The organism is Acinetobacter sp. AR2-3, assembly GCF_001878775.1.
In the GTDB taxonomy this organism is placed as follows: Bacteria; Pseudomonadota; Gammaproteobacteria; order Pseudomonadales; family Moraxellaceae; genus Acinetobacter; species Acinetobacter lwoffii_D.
Genome location: NZ_MJIQ01000029.1, coordinates 30,110 through 49,495 on the forward strand (window position 1 = coordinate 30,110; position 19,386 = coordinate 49,495).

20 protein-coding genes and 1 CRISPR repeat array are annotated in these 19,386 nt (G+C 38.5%); of the genes, 4 read left to right on the top strand and 16 right to left on the bottom strand.

What is annotated here, in order from left to right:
- The first annotated feature begins 100 nt into the window (after positions 1-100).
- Both BFN00_RS03820 and BFN00_RS03825 read left to right on the top strand, forming a co-directional pair.
- The gene (locus BFN00_RS03820) at positions 101-598 is read left to right on the top strand and encodes a hypothetical protein (protein WP_004681133.1); all 498 of its coding nucleotides are present in this window, start codon (positions 101-103) and stop codon (positions 596-598) included.
- 16 nt (positions 599-614) lie between these two features.
- Positions 615-1,181, top strand: coding sequence for a hypothetical protein (locus tag BFN00_RS03825; protein WP_071850509.1), 567 nt, complete (start codon positions 615-617; stop codon positions 1,179-1,181).
- Here the strand turns inward: BFN00_RS03825 and cas6 are convergent.
- From cas6 to cas2 (BFN00_RS03905), 16 genes are all read right to left on the bottom strand, one after another.
- On the bottom strand, positions 1,170-2,078 hold the full coding sequence (gene cas6, locus BFN00_RS03830) for a CRISPR system precrRNA processing endoribonuclease RAMP protein Cas6 (RefSeq protein WP_071850510.1): 909 nt from the start codon (positions 2,076-2,078) through the stop codon (positions 1,170-1,172). The two genes, BFN00_RS03825 and cas6, sit on opposite strands and share 12 nt — an antisense overlap.
- Before the next feature lie 5 nt (positions 2,079-2,083).
- Positions 2,084-3,199, bottom strand: coding sequence for a Card1-like endonuclease domain-containing protein (locus BFN00_RS03835; protein ID WP_071850511.1), 1,116 nt, complete (start codon positions 3,197-3,199; stop codon positions 2,084-2,086).
- A 55-nt stretch (positions 3,200-3,254) separates the two neighbouring features.
- Positions 3,255-4,418, bottom strand: coding sequence for a type III-B CRISPR module RAMP protein Cmr6 (cmr6, locus tag BFN00_RS03840; RefSeq protein WP_071850512.1), 1,164 nt, complete (start codon positions 4,416-4,418; stop codon positions 3,255-3,257).
- Entirely contained in the window at positions 4,415-4,768 is a 354-nt protein-coding gene (gene cmr5, locus BFN00_RS03845) for a type III-B CRISPR module-associated protein Cmr5 (RefSeq protein WP_071850513.1), read from the bottom strand. The genes cmr6 and cmr5 overlap by 4 nt, the downstream gene beginning before the upstream one ends.
- A 10-nt stretch (positions 4,769-4,778) precedes the next feature.
- Positions 4,779-5,660 carry a type III-B CRISPR module RAMP protein Cmr4 gene (cmr4, locus tag BFN00_RS03850; RefSeq protein ID WP_071850514.1) on the bottom strand — a complete coding sequence of 294 codons (882 nt, stop codon included), beginning with the start codon at positions 5,658-5,660 and terminating at the stop codon, positions 4,779-4,781.
- Positions 5,661-5,690: 30 nt separating this feature from the next.
- Positions 5,691-6,878, bottom strand: coding sequence for a type III-B CRISPR module-associated Cmr3 family protein (locus BFN00_RS03855; RefSeq protein WP_071850515.1), 1,188 nt, complete (start codon positions 6,876-6,878; stop codon positions 5,691-5,693).
- The gene (gene cas10, locus BFN00_RS03860) at positions 6,875-8,686 is read right to left on the bottom strand and encodes a type III-B CRISPR-associated protein Cas10/Cmr2 (protein ID WP_071850544.1); all 1,812 of its coding nucleotides are present in this window, start codon (positions 8,684-8,686) and stop codon (positions 6,875-6,877) included. The genes BFN00_RS03855 and cas10 overlap by 4 nt, the downstream gene beginning before the upstream one ends.
- A gap of 11 nt (positions 8,687-8,697) precedes the next feature.
- Positions 8,698-9,951, bottom strand: coding sequence for a type III-B CRISPR module RAMP protein Cmr1 (gene cmr1 / locus BFN00_RS03865; protein ID WP_071850516.1), 1,254 nt, complete (start codon positions 9,949-9,951; stop codon positions 8,698-8,700).
- An 18-nt stretch (positions 9,952-9,969) separates the two neighbouring features.
- A complete protein-coding gene (gene csm6, locus BFN00_RS03870) occupies positions 9,970-11,109 on the bottom strand; it encodes a CRISPR-associated ring nuclease Csm6 (RefSeq protein ID WP_143115413.1) in 1,140 nt (379 codons plus the stop codon).
- 27 nt (positions 11,110-11,136) lie between these two features.
- Positions 11,137-11,769: an AAA family ATPase gene (locus BFN00_RS03875; RefSeq protein ID WP_071850517.1), complete on the bottom strand. Its 633-nt coding sequence runs from the start codon at positions 11,767-11,769 to the stop codon at positions 11,137-11,139.
- A gap of 17 nt (positions 11,770-11,786) precedes the next feature.
- Positions 11,787-12,314 (bottom strand): GreA/GreB family elongation factor, encoded by a 528-nt coding sequence (locus BFN00_RS03880; RefSeq protein ID WP_071850518.1) that lies wholly within the window; start codon positions 12,312-12,314, stop codon positions 11,787-11,789.
- A gap of 50 nt (positions 12,315-12,364) precedes the next feature.
- Entirely contained in the window at positions 12,365-12,763 is a 399-nt protein-coding gene (locus BFN00_RS03885; protein ID WP_071850519.1) for a hypothetical protein, read from the bottom strand.
- Positions 12,753-13,481, bottom strand: a complete 729-nt coding sequence (locus BFN00_RS03890; RefSeq protein ID WP_004780543.1) for a hypothetical protein — start codon at positions 13,479-13,481, stop codon at positions 12,753-12,755. The genes BFN00_RS03885 and BFN00_RS03890 overlap by 11 nt, the downstream gene beginning before the upstream one ends.
- An 88-nt stretch (positions 13,482-13,569) precedes the next feature.
- Positions 13,570-13,863: a CRISPR-associated endonuclease Cas2 gene (gene cas2, locus BFN00_RS03895; protein WP_004780541.1), complete on the bottom strand. Its 294-nt coding sequence runs from the start codon at positions 13,861-13,863 to the stop codon at positions 13,570-13,572.
- Positions 13,864-13,873: 10 nt separating this feature from the next.
- On the bottom strand, positions 13,874-14,824 hold the full coding sequence (cas1, locus tag BFN00_RS03900) for a CRISPR-associated endonuclease Cas1 (protein WP_071850520.1): 951 nt from the start codon (positions 14,822-14,824) through the stop codon (positions 13,874-13,876).
- Between the two features lie 31 nt (positions 14,825-14,855).
- Complete coding sequence (gene cas2, locus BFN00_RS03905) at positions 14,856-15,134, bottom strand: CRISPR-associated endonuclease Cas2 (protein WP_071850521.1); 279 nt, start codon at positions 15,132-15,134, stop codon at positions 14,856-14,858.
- A gap of 821 nt (positions 15,135-15,955) precedes the next feature.
- Positions 15,956-17,514: a CRISPR direct-repeat array (repeat unit 37 nt; unit sequence GTCTGAACAGACTTCCCTGTAGATAAGGGATTAAGAC).
- Positions 17,515-17,749: 235 nt separating this feature from the next.
- Here cas2 (BFN00_RS03905) and BFN00_RS03915 point away from each other — a divergent pair.
- Complete coding sequence (locus BFN00_RS03915; RefSeq protein ID WP_071850522.1) at positions 17,750-18,601, top strand: class I SAM-dependent methyltransferase; 852 nt, start codon at positions 17,750-17,752, stop codon at positions 18,599-18,601.
- 15 nt (positions 18,602-18,616) lie between these two features.
- On the top strand, positions 18,617-19,342 hold the full coding sequence (locus tag BFN00_RS03920; protein ID WP_071850523.1) for an alpha-ketoglutarate-dependent dioxygenase AlkB family protein: 726 nt from the start codon (positions 18,617-18,619) through the stop codon (positions 19,340-19,342).
- Positions 19,343-19,386: the final 44 nt, after the last annotated feature.

Consider the following 19,386-nt stretch of genomic DNA (forward strand, 5'->3'; position numbering starts at 1 on the left):
ACCATGGATTTTGTATTGTATCCATTGATTATTTACATCCTTTTTCAGTTGCTAAATCGCACCATTCATTTGACGTTTAAAAGCGTATGGAGAAATATTAATGAATCCTTTAGTTCCACAAACTGCGGGCTTAATGGCAGTACAAGAAGGCATTAAAGCCGTTAGTAATATGGTGAGTGAAATTGCGCACTATAAACGTGCTGTTGCTGAATTAGAATTTCAACGCAAACAAATGCATGAGCAGTCAAAGATCATACGTGCAGAGATTGAGCTCAATCATAAGAAAGAAATCAAACGTATTGATGCATTATCTAGCGCATTCAAAACTTGCTTAAAACACAATAAGCAATTTATTGCCTTGCAAAAACAACAGCAAGATCATGCCCAAGAGCAATGCATAATGATCTTAAATTTGATTGCACAAGAACAAGATCCAACGAACAAAACGACATTGATGTCAGTGTGGCAACAGATGCTTAAACAAATTGAGTTAAACCGTGAAGAAACCTCACGTTTAAATCAAACACTCATGGATGCGTATCATCAATTTGGTATTGATCTATCTCGTCCACAATTAGATCTAAAAGATGTTGGTTGAACAAAGGGGAAATGAAATGCTACCAATACTCGCAGGTGTTGCTATCGGAGCAGCCGTTCTTTATTTACTTGATGCCGAAACCCAATCACAGCATGATCGTTGGCAACGTAAACGTAGCCAAGTACGTCGTGAAACTGCACAACAACGTGAAAAAATTCAAGCCGCGTTAAAAAGTACAGCAGAATATCAGGAATATAAAAAATACATTGAGATGCATCATGCGTCTAAACAAACTGCAGATCAAGCATTTGAATTATATGCAAGTACAAAAAAAGTGCTGAATGGTTTATATACTCAACTAAAATGCTCAGGAGAGACCATTGGCCAACTCAAACAACAGCGTGAAGAAGCTTCGGGGGCTGAAAAAGAGCAAATTCAACAGATGCTTAGGCAGCAACGTGACATCCATGCCCAAATAAAAACAGCAATCGACGGATATAAAGCTGAGAGTGAGAGCTTTTTAAAAGATCTACGTAGCTTAAATGAAGCTACTGCTCAACTTAAACAGCATATACGTTTACATACTGGAAAACCTGGACGTGAATGGTTTGCTCGACTTGAACAGCGCCGTTTAGGCGCTTAACTGCTCTTCTTGAGTATGTTGCAAAACGTATTGCCCTAAACCAAAGACACTCCCTTTGCCTACATGCAACCATTGCCCTAAATACAAAATATCTGCCAATTGATTAGAGACATGCTGCAGTATCACCTCTCCTAACAAACCATCCATTTGCATTTTTTGCTTTTGACGATTTGACCAACGAGACCAACGTCTGTGATCGACCCGATATTCTCCTTGTACATGATTTACATCGTCAAATAATGATTTCACAAATGGGCTGGACAAACTCTGTTCTGAATATGCTTCCGTTAAGGTGAGATAGCGTCGAACAACAGATCTACAGAAAATAACAGGATCAAAATTTTCTACTGTTAAGATTTCACCATGATGCTGAATGCGCGCATGACTTAAAAATTGTACTCTTAAATTTTCACTTGTTTGCCAATTCAGCTGTGGGCGATCACACAATTCGAAAGAGATAAGCTGTGACTGTGCTTGACCTGTATTGTGGTAACTACCAATTCCTACAGCTAATGCACGTTGCCATGCCATTTGAATCATCATTTGCTGGTTATGTGCAAAGTCACCTACTAAGGTCATATAAAAATAAGCTTCCTGACCTGCTAAAACTTTTGTTGAAAGTGAATGCGCTTCTATCACGAATGGAGGTGCAACATCCTGCAAACGATCTTGCAAAAACAATTTCTGCTTCGCTGGGTCAAAGATACGACGATATAAACAACTCTCAACAGGTTGGCATTTACAATGACCTTTGTTCAAGCCTGCTGTTAAACATGCAATATTTTTCAAGGCATGTCCAAAAGCACCACGTAGCGAGGAGCCTGCATATTCGGGCAATTGGATATTTTGATTGGCTTTAAATTTAATGCGGTAGCGGGAGATTGTAAGATTACACATTCAGTTTATATCGATAAAAGACGTTGTTTGAGTTGCACAATTGCATTCTGCCCTGCAACTACTTGAATGTTATGTTCAGCGGCACGTGTTTTTGCAGCATCAGGTAAATCATATAAAGATACAAAAACTGCTTTTGTATTCAATCCACCAATATCACGTAATGCGCTTAATTTATAAATTGCCTCTGATGCCTGTGTGGCATTTTTCCAATTTACTGTTTTGCACTCAATAATTAAAAGCTGTTGCTGCTGCATCGCCATTACATCGATTTCTTGGTGTGTTTTTGCATGAACCCGCTGAGTGCTTTTCGCAATTTCCACACTCAATGATATGTCTCGAATATTCTCGGCAACCAGCAAACTTGCTGTAAGATATTCAAGCCAGCCTCCTGCAATAAAAGCACGATCCTGCTCGGTTTGCCATTCAATGCTCTTTGCAGTCAATTCAAATAAATCAGTTTCATAGCTTAGATGTGTTAAAAAGGACTCTTCGTCATAATCTAACGTAAAATTCTTTAAATCAGATAATTTGGGTTTTGCAGTATGAGCATTTAATTTACTAATGAGTTGACAGGTTTGTTGCCAACGCCCTGCTTTAGAAAGCTCTTGATATATAAGTTTAGTGTATTTTTTATAAGACTGGTGGACTTCATTCAATTTTTGTTTTTTAACCACATCAAACTGATAGCTTTTTAAATATCGCTCTAGGCTAATCTTCGTTCCAATATCAGAAATAATACTTTCATCGTCGAGCCAAATTAGCTGATTAGGGTTTAAGTTTTGATAAAAACATCGAAAGCCATAGCCACTAAAGATTTGATAAGCAGCGATACTCATCAGTTTAGTTCCACCAGTCAGATTTACGACAATTTCATCATCTTGATGTTGTAATAACCATTGCTCATATTGCTGTGTTAAAGACTGCAAACTGTGTTCATTTTCTATCTTTAATACTTCGACTTTTTTACCAATAGCCTTTAACTCTGCAATTAAGTTATCACCCTGCTGACGTTTTTGTGTACTTACCGCTACATAGATTATATCTGGGTTAATTTGCACCGACTCTAAGGGCAAAAGATTAACCGGATTATGATCTGTTGCAGAGCAAAGTAATATTTTCATGTTCTATCTCATAAAAAAGCAATAAAGTTTGAAATACTTTATTGCTATTAGGTCTTTAAGATTTAAATTTATGAATAAACTTAAATGCTTTTTCTTTGTTGCCCGATTGCCCAGACCAAGACATTACTAAACTTTCGTGTTCTGCCCAAGTAATGTCCGCTAATGCTTTACAGTGTTCTTCATTCTCTTTAGTTAAATCAAGAGATTTTAAAAACTTATTTAAATTTTTAGAAAGTGATTCAACTAAATCAGATGCAACCATACTACTAATCTGAAGTCTTAATTTCGCATAAGGGTCATCCGTTGTATCGACACTTTCTGACTGCAAGCTCACAAATCGTTTTTTTAGTGATGTCATTAAAGATTCTAAATCACTAGCAGGTTTAAAATAACCATAACCTGAAGCCCCTTTAGCCCCTATGCCAAACTGATTGAGCATGTTTTCAAGAAGTTGCTTTGCAAAATCGAGCCACTGCTGATTTGCACCCTCAATTACAAAATAGAAACTCCCTTGTACTGCTAGCTGCTGATTAGGGACAGGAGATTCCATATCAAGTGCTTCGTTTGACTGACCTGCATAATATTTTTGATGATGTACTGTGACAATTTCACCAACAAATGGTTTAGCTTCTTCAGCTGAACTATATTTTCCTTCTTTGGTTAAAGCTGGAATATACCAAGCATCATGCCAAACCAAATAACCAGCGTTTGCTTCAGCATCTTCATCTGCCCCAAATAAAGTATCTAAAATCGGCATCATCGCAACATCAATTTGCGTTTTACCTTTTTCATCTAGAATGACCTTACCATCAGCATCTTTTTGACTAAACAGATTTTCTGCATAAGCGCGTACTGCACCTTTTACAGAAGAACCTGCCAGCATTGGCATACCATAACTATGCTGGGTCGTAACACCTGTTTCAAGCGTTCCACCTAATGCTAAACCCGTCATTAAGCGACCATCAATTGTTGCAGGTAGAGCAGCGAAATTCTGTTTTTGTTGAGTTTGTAATAACCATCGATCAAACGCCAATTGGTATAAGTCTGATGGTTTTAGATTGGTAATGACATCTATCAAATCTTTTTTATCTGCTTTGGCTTTATCTGTAGAGTCCCATACACGTAGTCCTCTTTGGATCAGCAAACCCGGATTTGGATCATCATTCGCATGTGTTGCATTTAATAACGGAATGAGTTGTTTACGTACAAGTGCTGTCATGCCTCACCTTCTTTTTTCAGTAGGGCTTGTGTATAACGTTTCAACCATGCCGTTGCATCTAAGGTTTGACGAGTCAACAACTGATATTGCCCTATGTCAGAGGCTAAAATATCCGCATGTAAATTTGGGCGATCTAAAATAGTCTGAATGTGCTGTAAGATAATTTTATGCTCAGGCTTATCTTTACCCTTCGCCATTAGAAAGCCAATCGCTTGAGCCAAACCTGATTGCATAACCATGGTTGGAAAGTTAAGTGCCAAGGTACGATATTTAGCTTCAAAATTATCTTTTTGCATTGCTTTCACTAAAGGGAAAGCATCTTCTGCATATTTATGAGTACGAATCTGCATGATTAAATCCTCAGACTTGTGCTTGGTCTAATAAAAGACGGCAGAAACCACGCCCTACGGTATGTTTACCGCCTAGCTGTATTGATAATTCTTGTGCTGTTGGTAACAGTCCAGAAAGCTCTTCTGCTGTTTTTTTATTGTCTTTATTTCTGGATGCAGAAATACCAATAACACCCCATAGTACTGTTTCAGCAGGTAAATTTTCTTCAGTCCAGAGTGCACCGTTCATCACAACACGTGTTTCACGATCAATACGAATACGTGTTCGTATTTCAGTTGCGGTATCCGCTAAAAATGAAAAAATATCATCAGGTAAAATCACAAAACGTGCTTTGACCGCATCACGCCATTGTTGATACTGCGCAACAGATTCAGGATATAACTGTGCTGTAATTTGATCTGCCCACTGCGCAGCAAGTCCTGTTGAATATGCTTCAATATCCAAATCTTCTAATGCCATTTTTCCATTAGCGACATATAACGCACTGTCTTCTGTCACGCGTGCCTTATCTGCCTCTAGTTGAGGAATATCTAAATCACTTCCTACATCGCGTTGATATTGACGCAAGATATATGGACATGTTGCGTATGCCACTGTGCCCGCAAAAGAACGAATTGGCAGTAATAATAATTGCGCATCACCAAATGCAACTGCACCAGCATGTGTTGCATCAGCGTCTACAGGACCAAATAGTGTTTTAATTTGCTCTTGATTTAAAGATAATTGCGTTTCAGCTTCATCACGTAGTACACCTTTGAGTGCTGAGCCTGCAACAATCGGTAAATTTGTCGCTTTTGCGCGTGCAATCGGTAAGTCAACGATACCCACACCTTGGCCTGTCCCAACATGTAATGCCGATAATGCTTGTAAATGAAAAATACGAGTTTGCATATTTATATTCCTAATGATTTTTTAAGTAATTTATTTTGACCAAGCACTAACGATTGCGACACCAAAGCCATCATTTCGATCTTGTGAATGATCTGAAATTGGTTTCGCCCACAATTGTTGCAACGTTTCTTCATCCATCTGAGTCGTTAGGCTGAACCAATACACAGCCCCTGCCCCCACAGCTTTACGGGTTGCTTTAGGTTTCCATACTATAGAATCCCAACCCGATACAGGTAACCAGCGATCAATAGCGACCGACTCTAGTTTCACTTCAACATCAGATTGAGGCAGTTTTCCACATAAGGTATTGTGATCCAACCATGCAGGTAAATAGCCATTTTCAAAAACAGCAGGTGTAAGCAAACTTAGACTAAAACCTTTGTTTTGGTTAATTTTTTCTAGCAAATCATCTGAGGGCTTTAGATATTGAGTGGATTTGACTGGTTTAAAGTATGATAAACGTCGTTCTCCACCTAAAGTCGCTAAGTCTTGAGTAAGTTGTTGCTCTGTAAATACAACAAAGCCATAACGTTCATCATCCCACTTTTTACCTGCAATCCGTTGTCCTTGTAATTGATGGTTTAAGTCCAAACTGGCTGTTTGGAAGAGTTTTCCATCTTCACTTGATGCACTAGTAGAATCGATTTTGACATGTGTTCGAATGTCAATAGCTAAGGTTTTTAAACCTGTGGCCTCAATACTTTCAAAGCTAAATTCTTGCCCTTGTTGCCAGGCCAAAAAATGTTCTAAAGTCCAATATGTCACCCCACTTTGAGGCTTACCTTTTAATTTTTTTTGCATCTGTACAGGTAACAAGCCTGTTGGCAAGTCACTACCACAACGTTCAGAATCAAATGCATTTGGTGCTAAACGTACTAAATGTGTTTTTTTATCTTCTCGACTTTCAAAATAAAGTGCATTCGCAGGTTTAGGAACCAAAATTGTATAATCATCTAAACGATCAGGATTAAAACGAACTAAAAAAGGCCCTTGAGATTGAATACTAAGAATCTTCTGGTAATCCTCATGATTTAAACGTCCTTGATAATCTTGATATTGCCCCGCATGTTGTTCAATCTGCATTGCTCGGATCATCCCCGCTGTTGCAGATGGCAAAGGGAATGTTGCATCTTGCGCAGATGCAACAGATCCAAAAGGTTTTCCTGAACGAAATACTAAAGGTGCAAGTGATTCAATTAAATATGCTTGATTTATCATTGCCCATCTTTCCCTAAATCTTGTTGTGTTTTTGCGGCAAACCAACGTGCGACAATCAACTCATCAGATAAAGCCTGTAAATTAATTTCAGTCGCACGATTTGTAAGTTTATCGACATGAACCTTCTTAATCTCAGCACCATTTGCAAGTCGGGCTTTTTTTAGCATTAACGTCAGTTCAGCAGTTTGAATATCTTTCTGGATATTTTTGCCAGGTGCAATATTTTTAGTTCTTAAGTCAATCGCACGTGTGTCATATGCTATACGAGATGGAATATCTTTATTCAGATATAAATTTACCCATTCAGCAAAAGCGTGATGCGCTGTTTGATCACTCCAACTAAAGCGAAGTTTCGTTTGGTTGCCAGAACGTACATCTAATAAAATACCCAATGCATTACGTCGCTGATTTGGCTCCGAAATATGATCACCTTTCGCAAACTTTTCAGCTTGGCTGGCATATTCACGTATGACACTAAGTGGTGTTGTATGATGTGCAATAGCAAGCCCCACTGATAATGTTGGTACTTGATCAGCATTTAGTGTTTGTGCAATAGTCTGTAGTTTCTCTTTAAAAGACTCACTTAAGGCTTTGGCACAATCATAAGCTCTGTGCAATGGTACAAAACCAAGTACATCATCTCCCCCAGCATAAACACAATGTCCATCATATTGACGCATTTTTTCAGCAACACCACCTGCAAATTCTGACAATGTAACTGTGATTTGTTGATGTGCTTTTTTGTCCTGAGCTTTATCTAAAAGCTCACCCATACGATCGCCATCTGCTAGTAATAGAACACCGTATGCTGATGGTTCACCATATGTTTTCCAAAAAGGTTTTAGCATTTTTAATAACGCATTTAATGCATCATTGAAAGAATCCGCATCTGGATAATTACGTAACTCAGCTTCTAAGCGAGAGCGATACAAAAACTGTGCATCATATGGAAAATCATCATAAACTCCCTGATTACCACGTACACGTGTTGCTAGATCATTTTTCACTAAGCGTTCATAGCACTCTTTTACATCTACGAATTTTGGATCTAATTTTATTTTCTCGATCCATGCATGTGCTGTAATTCGTGTGAAAGCAGTAAAACGATCCGCTTGTTTTTTTAAACCTAAACGTTTTACGATACCTAAACAATCAAGTTGTTCTGAGGCAGATAACCCTAATTTTGCACGTGTTTGATTACTTAAGGCATGCTTTTTATCTTCCTTTAGAACGGTTTCACGTGCACCATCTAATGAAGATTTTGGAATCATAAATTCCTCAGCATAAGGATTTGCAATAATTTGCGTAAAGTCCCGTGTTGCCTTACGTGCAGCAAGCACCTTAGATGCTAGTGCAACAGCATCACTATAACTTTGCTGATCAGAAATAATCGCCCATGCTGCTTGCACTTCAACATAGTCATTACGCTGCGCATTCCAAATATCTACACGTATTTCAGATGATTTTAAATCTTGATATACCTCTTCGACTTCATCTAAAAAACGCTGTTTTGTTGCTTGTTTCGCTTGTTCGATAACTTCACGCAATTGCTGCTCATTTTCAGCATTGAGGCATACTTGAATTTTGTTACCTACAGAAAAATCTGAGTTTTTTTCCAAACTTGTAAGATCATTACTCGCAATAGCAGGAAAAATCAGTTCTGCTCCATTATTTTTAAGGGATAAAGCACATGCTTTGGCAAGTTCAGATAAAAGTGCTGAACCACTCCATAAATCACGACTTTTACGAGCAGCAGCAATCATGCTCTGCACTGGACCTATGGAAAGAATTACTACATATTCTGTCATTTTATAATCCATTATTTTGCAAAATATTTAAGGAAAGCATCTAATGGATCTGTTCCTTGTTGATCTTGAATTGGGCGAATATGTTGAGCGGTATCACTTTTCCAAACAGGATAGGTTTCATTTCGACCAAGTGATACATTCATATTTTTAATATGTTCATATGGTGTGACTAAGGCACAACTTGCCCATTCTTTCTCTCCTTTTCCATTTTTGCCTAAATAAAAAGGACGGATAAATAATGGGCTTGCTAAACGATCACCATCGATTGGTGCAAGTTGGCTATCCCTAGGCTCACCACGACCAACGAAGTGGAAAATAATGGGCAAGCCAAAAAAAGCACGTGGGAAAACATTACCTGCTTGATGTTCAGGTGCATGATTTTCATGGTGGGTTTTTTGAATACGTCTTAAGGCATCGGGTTCAGGCCAACGGCTTCGACCTGCTGGCTTAGGTGCCTGCCCTTTATTACGCCCAACTTCAGCTTTTTGTCTAAAATCACTCAGCTTTTGAATACCACTATAAAGCTGTGCTAATGCATTAGCAGACTTTCCTTTCAAACTCATAGCACAGTTCGCTGCAGTAATTTCAGATTCAGTTAAAGGCTGACAAATCATTGGATAATCCCAAGATTCAGAAATGTGTATTGCACCTAACCCCTTACGTGTTCTTGCACCAACACCACCAAAATTCGCCCACCATCGCAATGTTTCTACAATTTGCTGGGTCATCTTCTCTTGATTTTTTAAAGTATTTGAAAGGGAAAAGCTGAGTTTAAATTTTGCTTTCTCAGCATTCAGCAATTTATGAGGATTACTAACTTTGTCTTCAGCATTTGATGCTGGAAATAACACATAAGAAAGCTTCTTGTTACTCGGATTTGCATCTAAATATTCTGTGTATTCGACTAAATCATGATGTGTTACTTTAGGTTGAGTGACTTTTAAGAATACCTGGCTTGCTCTTCCACCATCATCATCACCTTGTCCACCCCATAACGCAAACTCTGCATCACGGATATTTTTTAAATTACCATTAAAATCCCAAGTGTCATCTTTCTTATTCTTTGCAAGTAAACGCCACCAAAAACGAAGTTGCCCTTTAATGGCACTGACACGAATCGGCATTTTTAAATCTACAGTAGCAGCATCTACTCCACCACCGTACATAGGCGTAACCAATTCACACTCTAAAGTGTGCCACTTTAAAGCTTTTAATTCCTCTAATATAGGAAGCTGAATAGCCTCACTTGGGCTACGTAATCCCATGATATTTCCCTCTATTTTTTAATTTTTAAAGCGATCAATAATTTCAATATTTTCTGGTTTGACATTCAGATAAAAAGGTTGCCCTTTCTTGTTTTGCGTCAGACTAATTTTTTCAGCCAATTCCAAACCTAAATGGCCCAATAAAGCTGTATTTAAAAGTGACTTTACACTTTCAAAAAATTGCTTATCTACGTCTAACTGAATGTCATCTGTATTTTTAAACTCTTCATAATATTGTTTAAACTGTTCAGAAAGTTGCGCAATATATTTTGCTTCCTGCGGTGGTATATCTTTACTGTTAATTTTTTTAGTCGGTGCAACAATACCATCGAAACCTTTCTGACGAAGATCGGCAAACCAATGCAACATTGCAAATTCACGTGGTGCTAAGTTTTTAATGACAAACTTATCATTGATCACAACTTCACGGCTATGCACTAAAATTTTTAATTTCACATCATTAAAAGATTCGTTAATTTTATGGACAACTGTACTAAAGCTATCTTCACCTTTTAATTGATGTTTATCTTTTACCGCCTCTTTTAAACGTACAAAAGGAATCTGCGCCAACCACACTTGAGCATCTTTAGAAAGACCGATGGTTTTATTTTCTCGATCAATAATGAAATCGTTTTCATTTATTGATGGATAGTAGAAATTAATTCCTTTTTCAAATTTTTCATCAACCAACACATGTGACATACGGTCTTGCGCACGTCCATATAGGGATAACGCATAACCTGCATAGAACCCCATGGTTTTACGACCACCTGCAATTGAAACATGCAAGCTCACTTTTTCATCAGAACTAAAATGGCGAATTTTTTCACAAATTAAATTAGCTGCAAATTCATTTTCTTCGGGCGTTCTTAAGTCTTCAAGCTCATTACCTTCTTGATCGGTAAAACAGTGCAGAAAGTTCTCCTCTAATCTCAGATTAGCAATTTGAGCATATTCGTTTTTCATTCGAGTGAGAATCTTATCCTTGCCCAAAAGTTTATTTTTTACTTCATTTAAACCATAACGTGTACTGATGATATGAACTTCATCTGGAACCCATTGTTCATTATGCTGTGGATCACATGCTAACGCCCAAATCGTTTCTGTAATGATTTGAGGTGTTCCGCCCGTTACAAGTAATAAAATATTTTTTTTCATGATTATCAACCCCAAAGTAAAATAATATTATTGAAATAAATCACATTTTTCTAGTTGTTTTACAACTAAAGCGTAAACATTTTCAAGCAAATCTTCTGGCTTTTGGTTTGCATCAACCCATTGATATTGTAAATCAGCCATACCCAGCTCATTTTTATAACTTAACAGTGTTGTATAAGCTTTTTTTGCTCGCATCAACTGATCTTCTTGTTCGTCGTGCAAACCATAATTTCTTCCTCTTTGTGCAAGACGTGAAAGCGTAATATCTAACGGTAAATCTAAATACAATACCAAATCAGGCAATGGCACTAGAAATTCTTTTTGACGAATTTGATCCAGATATGGCAACAAACACTTCAGATCATCACGCGGCCAACGTGTTACATAACTTGTTAAAATACTACGATCACCTAAAACCAGTGATCCATCAAAATCAATTTGAGATGCATGGTAATTTGCACGGGCGGTGTATAAAGAGTCAAGAAAAACATCATCCTGACAATAGTAGCAATATGCTTTTTCCCACCAAATCTCTTTCGGCATTGCTTTGGTCGGTGCGAACATTTGGAAATCAATTCCATCTTGTTGCAACTTCCTTTTTAAATTTTCAAGCAAAGTCGATTTTCCTGTTCCTTTTGTTCCTTCAATTGCAATATACATCTACCCGATTCTCTAATTTAAATATCAGCAAGCAGGCGTGTTTTAAACAACGCCACAACTTCAATATCAAAATGACGCGAGCCTATTTGAACCTCTTCAGCAATATCAGCAACATGAAGATGCATGATTTTTTCTGCTAAGGGTGCGTTATATGCCAAATGCTTGAGTTTGATATTGGTTTCATCAAAACCACGAATTTCCCATATTTCTTCTGTTTCTGAGTCATCCGCTAAATCATAGCGACGTAATTTCACAATACTACCAATTTCAACTTGCTGGACATTACGCATACCATCATGAATATCAATAAATTTCATGACATCTAAACGGTCATTGAGTGTTTTAAGCGTATGGTTCAAATTCGCTTCGAGCTGTTGCATACGATTAAATTCTGGATTGTCATGCCAGCCATCACCTGACAGTTCAAAAGCGACTTGGCGATGATCACGAACTTGGTCATATTCCTTTTCTTTTTCAGCAATTTTCGCAAGTAAGTTTTCATATCCTATTTGAGTCATAAGAATCGTTTCTGCTAATGTCATCATTACATTACCCTTGTGATTTTTTTAAATTTTGCCTAGTTTTATCGTTGTTATCAGAATTCATAAGCTTGCAGTAATGCTTGAAAAGCATTCACACACTGTTGCAGCTCCTGATCTACATCTGATTCGGGATTCAGCTTTAAACCTTTTTTCAACAAATGCCTTTGTCGAACGACTTCCTCAATATCCCAGTTAGGGAAATGTGACAAACATACCGCTTTCAATGTTTGATGTGGTTGATAATCCGTCAGGTCATATCCATGCTGTAACAGCCACAACGTGATATATCGAAACAGCTGATCATAACGATTTAGATAAGACGACTTTTGCTGACACAACCTAGATAAACTATTCATCTCCTGCTGATAACGTAGTTCCACCTGCAGTTGATTGACAGATTGAATACGCTTCATTTGAAGAAGATCGATAAAAAGAGAGTGCTTAGGCAGCATAATCAAACTCCTGTGCCTTTAAATGCTGAAGAAATTGTAAAAGTGCGCCTGCCAACTGATCTTTATTGGCTTTTGGCGGCTGAATATTTGGATCAATCCCTGCATGGATCGGAATTAAGCGTGTTGTGCCTTGTTCGGTTGGGGCACTGCACATCATGGTTGCAACCAATTGGTGTCCAGGATTGATAATTCGATGAAGCTTGCCTTTTGGCATGACATAATGATCACCGACTGTGTTCAATTGAACATGATCTAACTGTAATGGCTGACATCCCATTTCGGTTTTAAAAGCAGACCGTTCAGCAGTCGCAGCATGATATTCATATTCTTGAAACACCTGACCTTCTGCATGATCTTTCCAAATCTCACTTTTTAATGAACCTGCCAAGATGAGAGACGAAAAACTCCAGCGGTGATCATGAATATTTTCTTCACATGATTGACCCGCAAACCAAATGTGTAGACGTAATTTATAGCCACGGTCCAACAACACCACTTTAAGAAAGCCATTTCCATGCTGATATGAACGCTGACAAATCTGCTTCAAGCTAGACGTATCTTTTAAAATTGCTTCTAGCAATTCGATCATTTGTGTATTAGAAAAGTGTGAAGCAAGCCAATCAGATAAAGCTGTATTGGCATCCTGATGAACAGCAAAAAACTGATCTAGCTGTGTTGCATAGCTGTGTAATAAATCTTGTGCTTTAGTCTTCATCATGTGCTTCACCTTGTTCTTATCGTTGGTGAAGCTATTTAATAATTAATTTAGTTTTGGCTCAGATTTCACAAGCTTACAGTGTTATAAATTATAGAGATTGCCCCTGCGGACCTAGCAATTGAATACCTGAAGGACTTATTCTACCCAACACCACTGCTCGGTGCAGAGGCATGCTCTTATAAAAACGCACATCATCTTCAACAGTAATCATCCTTTCTATCTTTCTGATCAGCTGTTTAAACTCAGTGATACTTAATGCTAAATAGAAGACTGAGTAATTAATTGAAATGCCTTGATTCGACAAGGTCTGATGCACTTTTCTCAAGCGCTTCGGGTGGCAAATATCATAGCTACAAATCCAATGCATTCGCTTTGCTGACATAAGACTTGACTCAACACGGAACACACTGATCAATCGTTTTTGCCCATTGGGATGCATTCATTCGAATATATTTCTTCCATACCTGAAAACGTCGTTCCCATAAAGGATAAAAAATTGCGCGTCCTTCTTTGTTTAAAACACAAGGGTATTGTTCAGATGAGGCAAAATGCACGGGCCTCAATTGCTCATTGAACAGTAATTGCATGACCCATTTTTCAATATCGCATCGTATACGCTCAGTAAGATCACATGCCAAAGAATAACGCCCATGTACTGGTTCATGGTAAAAGCCTAGCATCGGGTCGAGGGCATGCGCAGTTAAAGCGCGAGTACATTCGGCATAAATTAAACTATAAGATAAAGACAGCAGTACATTAATCGGATCTTTGGGTGGTCTACGGTTACGGCCTTGGAATTTAGCCCATGCAGGAGCAATGAGTGACATTACATAAAAAACAATCTTAGCGCTTGCCCCTTCCAGTCCACGCAACTGTTCAAGACTTTGGCAAGCATTGATCATTGTGATAATCGTTTTAATTCGTTCAATGATCTGTTCTTGTAATTTTGCTTCAATCTGATGTGTTTTGAACCAGTACTTTATCAGTTTAAACTGCTGTATGCTTTGAGCATAGACCAATTGCTTGGCATACCCTAGCCTACGCTCATCTTGATCCAATACCTCAAACTGTTTAATTTTACGATGCACAACTTTACTTGAGGGGGGAATATACTGTGCATGTGATTCACAAGTTCTAGGATCAAGAATAATCACTGGAATTCCTCGACTCGCACATGCGAGTAGAACATGACTATGTAATTGAGTTTTAGCGCTTATTACAATAGAAGAAAGATAAGCAAATGCAATAGATAAAGGTTTAGGTAACGAAGGGCTGTGTACTAATATTCTTTCCCGATCTATATCGAGTTTTGTATCACGGCGATCTATATATAAAGTTTGCATGATCAATTTGTCCTATATGAAGTATAATAATTTAAGCAATATATAAGCAATGACTTGCAGGGTGCTGTTTAGCTGCACCTAACATGATGCTATCTGGATGATTTGGATAAACTTGTATTAACACAATTCGTTGAAAGGTATCATTTGGCAAAACAGCTAGTTGCTGAATAAGTTGTAGCCTAAAATCTGAGTTCAATCTGCATTCAAATACTGACTTCTGCTGATGAATTCCATACGCACTCAGTATTCGAAATAAAGTGCTTCTACGGCGCGGACAACTCACATCATACATACCAAGATAACTACGCATATCAATCTCACTTTGGAGGATTGACTGTCACCCTAAACCTAAAAAATGAGATAGTAGATAAAATGCAAGCTTACGAAATTCAGGTTGATAACCTTAAAGTCAGAAAACCAACCTATATCATTGATTTTTATATTAATAAGAATAATTGTGAAACATTTTATCATACAGCAACTTTACTGATACATACTTTGAAATATTTAGCCTCTATAAGTCTTTGCTTTACAAAAGAAAAAAATAGAGGTAGAGTCTGAACAGACTTCCCTGTAGATAAGGGATTAAGACACCTGTAACTGCACTTCGCGTTCACGGTTGAAGGTCTGAACAGACTTCCCTGTAGATAAGGGATTAAGACACGATGACATACCCATCTTTACAAAAATAGTAGTCTAAACAGACTTCCCTGTAGATAAGGGATGAACGAGGATCAGCAAAGCACTGCTTTGCCCGAGTGCAAGACGAAAGCTTTGCTTGAGTTAGACGTGAACCCTCGATAGTATCTGTTTTAGATACTTCCCTGTAGATAAGGGATTAAGACAAATTGCACGAATCTTAAGAACGATTTCTGCTTCGTCTGAACAGACTTCCCTGTAGATAAGGGATTAAGACGGTACTTGGCTTAAAGGTTTACCAAAACTACGGTCTGAACAGACTTCCCTGTAGATAAGGGATGAACGAGGATCAGCAAAGCACTGCTTTGCCCGAGTGCAAGACGAAAGCTTTGCTTGAGTTAGACGTGAACCCTCGATAGTATCTATTTTAGATTCTTCCCTGTAGATAAGGGATTAAGACGGTACTTGGCTTAAAGGTTTACCAAAACTACGGTCTGAACAGACTTCCCTGTAGATAAGGGATGAACGAGGATCAGCAAAGCACTGCTTTGCCCGAGTGCAAGACGAAAGCTTCGCTTGAGTTAGACGTGAACCCTCGATAGTATCTTTTTTAGATACTTCCCTGTAGATAAGGGATTAAGACAAGAATGTGTGTAACAGACCATCAGTACCTAATTGGTCTGAACAGACTTCCCTGTAGATAAGGGATTAAGACGATGCCGGAGGATGTGCGTGATGCGCAGCTAAGGTCTGAACAGACTTCCCTGTAGATAAGGGATTAAGACCAATGCGCGGCTGTCAATCATCGGGATATCGAAGTCTGAACAGACTTCCCTGTAGATAAGGGATTAAGACCTTTTCCTCGGTGTCATCAACCACTCGCGCTTTGTCTGAACAGACTTCCCTGTAGATAAGGGATTAAGACATAAGTAGGGCTTGCAGCTCGCCATTCTGGAAACGTCTGAACAGACTTCCCTATAGATAAGGGATTAAGACTCTAGTATCCTTGCAGCATTCCTGTTTAGTTTAGTCTGAACAGACTTCCCTGTAGATAAGGGATTAAGACGTCATAACCACAGATGCTCTCCCCCCGTGTGTGTCTGAACAGACTTCCCTGTAGATAAGGGATTAAGACAAACAATGAGGTCTGAGAAAATACTATCTTAAGTCTGAACAGACTTCCCTGTAGATAAGGGATTAAGACGGGTGCGTAGTTGCTACGATATTCTCGAACATGTCTGAACAGACTTCCCTGTAGATAAGGGATTAAGACAGTTCTGAACATTATTGCGGATGTGTGGGTTATGTCTGAACAGACTTCCCTGTAGATAAGGGATTAAGACTGTAGCTTCACCGCCAACCATATTAGTTCTATATAGTCTGAACAGACTTCCCTGTAGATAAGGGATTAAGACTGTTGGCGATTCCTCCATGAGTTGTTCCTGTATGTCTGAACAGACTTCCCTGTAGATAAGGGATTAAGACGGATTGTTTAAACATGAGATTCTCCCGACAAGAGTCTGAACAGACTTCCCTGTAGATAAGGGATTAAGACTATTGGCGGCTAAGTGATGCGAACTCGGCGATGAGTCTGAACAGACTTCCCTGTAGATAAGGGATTAAGACTCAAGCAGGGGCGATATTCGGGCATTTTCATCTGTCTGAACAGACTTCCCTGTAGATAAGGGATTAAGACCAGATCTTTGGTAAGCATTTAGCGATGATGATTAGTCTGAAAAGACTTCCCTGTAGATAAGGGATTAAGACTGTTTGAATCGATAGAAGCGAAAAGAGCTGAAAGGTCTGAACAGACTTCCCTGTAGATAAGGGATTAAGACTTTACGAGTGTCATTATGCGCTCGTCGTTGCTAAGTCTGAACAGACTTCCCTGTAGATAAGGGATTAAGACAATTCTAGTTCACGTTTCTTTTGGATCTTATCTAGTCTGAACAGACTTCCCTGTAGATAAGGGATTAAGACAATGCCATTGGTGGCACAATTATCACTCATCTTCGTCTGAACAGACTTCCCTGTAGATAAGGGATGAACGAGGATCAGCAAAGCACTGCTTTGCCCGAGTGCAAGACGAATACTTTTGCTTTAAGTAAATCTTGGTTTAAGTCTGAACAGACTACCCGATCAAAGGGGTCAATTTTACTTTGCCATTTATAAGTTAAGAGGGGTCAATTTTAGAATGCCGTTGACACTATAAGCTTATGAAATCTAAATTTATGACCAAAGCGCTCTATCTTGTATTCAAAGACATCATGACTTTGGATACTATAAATGAACGCTCTCCTCAAATTCCAAGCACAACAAGAAGATCAATTTTTACAATCTTTTCTGGCACACGACTTTGAACAACTCTGTGCAGAGCATGTTGATTTCTTTCAAAATAATCTACAACCACAATTTGACTACCATCAGTTCAGTAAAAAGACAGCTCGTGCAAAGAACCCTCTACATCATTCTGATGACTTAATCAGCTATATGGCACTTTATGGTTGGGGACATTATCTGCGCATGCAAGCTGTATTTGCTCATAGTTTTCAATACAGTACATTTGAAAAGCATATTCCTATTCAAGCCTGCATCGTCGATTATGGATGTGGGCAAGGTATTGCCACATTGGCTTGGATTGAATACGTGTTGGATCAAGGCTATAGCATCGATCGTTTGGATGTCATTCTTGTGGAACCTTCTGCTGCTGCATTAGCACGTGCATCACACTGGATTACGCAGAAAGCCCAACATCACGATATTAAGCTGAATATCATCCATCATGCCTGCACTCTAGATGAACTGGAACCAGATTTTATGGCCGCCAATATAAATCAATTGCCAAGTATTCATTTACTGAGCAATGTATTAGACATGTATTTAAGTGTGCAATTCAGCATGAGTCACTTATGCCATGAAATGAAACAATATGCACGCCATAGCAAACACTATGTTTATGCTGTAAGCCCAGACTTTATTACAGGAAATAAGGGCTTCGATACATTTCATCAACTACTTTCTCCTCAACAACTTTACCTCAATCATCATGGTACAGTCCGTATTACGGAATATAACTTAAATAGCCGATGCATACAGGAACGCCCAGCACCGATTCGTGCCTATGCTGCATGTATTTAATGGGAGCTAATCAATATGAATAATCTGTTTAATGAACCAGAAGTTTTGTTTAGTCAGCAGACATATCCAATGCAACCCAGTCCTTGTGGACGTGGGTATGATATCGAAGTGCCACATGGAACTTTACGCTACATTCCTCAATTTATTGAAAAAAAAATAGCTGATCGAACATTGGCTGTATTTTTTGAAAATAGCCAATATGATTGGAATCATACCAATTGGCATCAGGTACAAGATATTAATCAAATTGATTGGAAAAATATCCAATGGCATCAAGACACCATCAAAATGTATGGTAAATCTCACACCTTACCTCGCATATCTGCATGGTATGGAGATACAGGAAAAGCCTATAAATATTCAGGCATATTATTACACCCTAATCCTTGGAACTCAGCTTTACTGTGGATGAAACAACAGTTAGCAACCGTATGCGACACTCCATTTAATAGTGTGTTATTAAATTGGTATCGAAGTGGTCAAGACTATATTTCTTGGCATACTGATGCCGAAAAAGAATTGGGACTAAACCCAACTATTGCATCACTGAACTTTGGTGAATCTCGTCGTTTCTTATTGCGTCGTAATGATGATCATGAAGATAAAATTGAAATTCGTTTAGCTCATGGTGATTTATTGATTATGCATGGAGAGCTACAACACTTCTGGCAGCATAGTGTCCCTAAACAAGCCAAAATTAAAGATGGTCGATTAAACATGACGTTTCGACATATCTTATAAGAGCAGCTCATCTTAAAAGCTGCTGCCATTCAATCTGGACTTTC

What these genes read in the sequence shown, in the direction of transcription:
- BFN00_RS03820 (WP_004681133.1), top strand. Translation starts at nt 101, where the DNA reads ATGAATCCTTTAGTTCCACAAACTGCGGGCTTAATGGCAGTACAAGAA.
- BFN00_RS03825 (WP_071850509.1), top strand. Translation starts at nt 615, where the DNA reads ATGCTACCAATACTCGCAGGTGTTGCTATCGGAGCAGCCGTTCTTTAT.
- cas6 (WP_071850510.1), bottom strand. Translation starts at nt 2,078, where the DNA reads ATGTGTAATCTTACAATCTCCCGCTACCGCATTAAATTTAAAGCCAAT.
- BFN00_RS03835 (WP_071850511.1), bottom strand. Translation starts at nt 3,199, where the DNA reads ATGAAAATATTACTTTGCTCTGCAACAGATCATAATCCGGTTAATCTT.
- cmr6 (WP_071850512.1), bottom strand. Translation starts at nt 4,418, where the DNA reads ATGACAGCACTTGTACGTAAACAACTCATTCCGTTATTAAATGCAACA.
- cmr5 (WP_071850513.1), bottom strand. Translation starts at nt 4,768, where the DNA reads ATGCAGATTCGTACTCATAAATATGCAGAAGATGCTTTCCCTTTAGTG.
- cmr4 (WP_071850514.1), bottom strand. Translation starts at nt 5,660, where the DNA reads ATGCAAACTCGTATTTTTCATTTACAAGCATTATCGGCATTACATGTT.
- BFN00_RS03855 (WP_071850515.1), bottom strand. Translation starts at nt 6,878, where the DNA reads ATGATAAATCAAGCATATTTAATTGAATCACTTGCACCTTTAGTATTT.
- cas10 (WP_071850544.1), bottom strand. Translation starts at nt 8,686, where the DNA reads ATGACAGAATATGTAGTAATTCTTTCCATAGGTCCAGTGCAGAGCATG.
- cmr1 (WP_071850516.1), bottom strand. Translation starts at nt 9,951, where the DNA reads ATGGGATTACGTAGCCCAAGTGAGGCTATTCAGCTTCCTATATTAGAG.
- csm6 (WP_143115413.1), bottom strand. Translation starts at nt 11,109, where the DNA reads ATGAAAAAAAATATTTTATTACTTGTAACGGGCGGAACACCTCAAATC.
- BFN00_RS03875 (WP_071850517.1), bottom strand. Translation starts at nt 11,769, where the DNA reads ATGTATATTGCAATTGAAGGAACAAAAGGAACAGGAAAATCGACTTTG.
- BFN00_RS03880 (WP_071850518.1), bottom strand. Translation starts at nt 12,314, where the DNA reads ATGATGACATTAGCAGAAACGATTCTTATGACTCAAATAGGATATGAA.
- BFN00_RS03885 (WP_071850519.1), bottom strand. Translation starts at nt 12,763, where the DNA reads ATGCTGCCTAAGCACTCTCTTTTTATCGATCTTCTTCAAATGAAGCGT.
- BFN00_RS03890 (WP_004780543.1), bottom strand. Translation starts at nt 13,481, where the DNA reads ATGATGAAGACTAAAGCACAAGATTTATTACACAGCTATGCAACACAG.
- cas2 (WP_004780541.1), bottom strand. Translation starts at nt 13,863, where the DNA reads ATGTCAGCAAAGCGAATGCATTGGATTTGTAGCTATGATATTTGCCAC.
- cas1 (WP_071850520.1), bottom strand. Translation starts at nt 14,824, where the DNA reads ATGCAAACTTTATATATAGATCGCCGTGATACAAAACTCGATATAGAT.
- cas2 (WP_071850521.1), bottom strand. Translation starts at nt 15,134, where the DNA reads ATGCGTAGTTATCTTGGTATGTATGATGTGAGTTGTCCGCGCCGTAGA.
- BFN00_RS03915 (WP_071850522.1), top strand. Translation starts at nt 17,750, where the DNA reads ATGAACGCTCTCCTCAAATTCCAAGCACAACAAGAAGATCAATTTTTA.
- BFN00_RS03920 (WP_071850523.1), top strand. Translation starts at nt 18,617, where the DNA reads ATGAATAATCTGTTTAATGAACCAGAAGTTTTGTTTAGTCAGCAGACA.